Annotated in this window: 1 pseudogene; it reads right to left on the reverse strand. The window is 66.6% G+C overall.

What is annotated here, in order from left to right:
* Positions 1-253 (reverse strand): annotated as a pseudogene (locus GYA94_RS27115) (alpha/beta hydrolase); the annotation flags it as partial.
* Positions 254-290: the final 37 nt, after the last annotated feature.

The following is a 290-nucleotide window of genomic DNA, read 5'->3' on the forward strand; positions in this document are numbered from 1 at the left end:
GCAGCAGGGCCAGGCGCTTGAGGTTGTCGACCCTGCCCGAGGCCGGGTTGTTGCCGTCACGGTCGGTAGGGCCAGAGCCGGCAATGATCAGCACCACCGGCGGCGGTGTGGCTTGCTGCGGCAGCAGCAAACTGCCGTGCAGCACGCCTTGGCCGGTGTCGAGGTCGATGGGGCGTTGCAGCACGGTGGGGGCGGCGGCCTGGGCCAGGCCGGTACACAGCAAGAAGAACAAGGCGACAAGGCGCGACATCATGCGGTACTACATGGGGAGATGTGGGTTTGACCTGATG

The organism is Pseudomonas juntendi (genome assembly GCF_009932375.1).
Lineage (GTDB): Bacteria > Pseudomonadota > Gammaproteobacteria > Pseudomonadales > Pseudomonadaceae > Aquipseudomonas > Aquipseudomonas juntendi.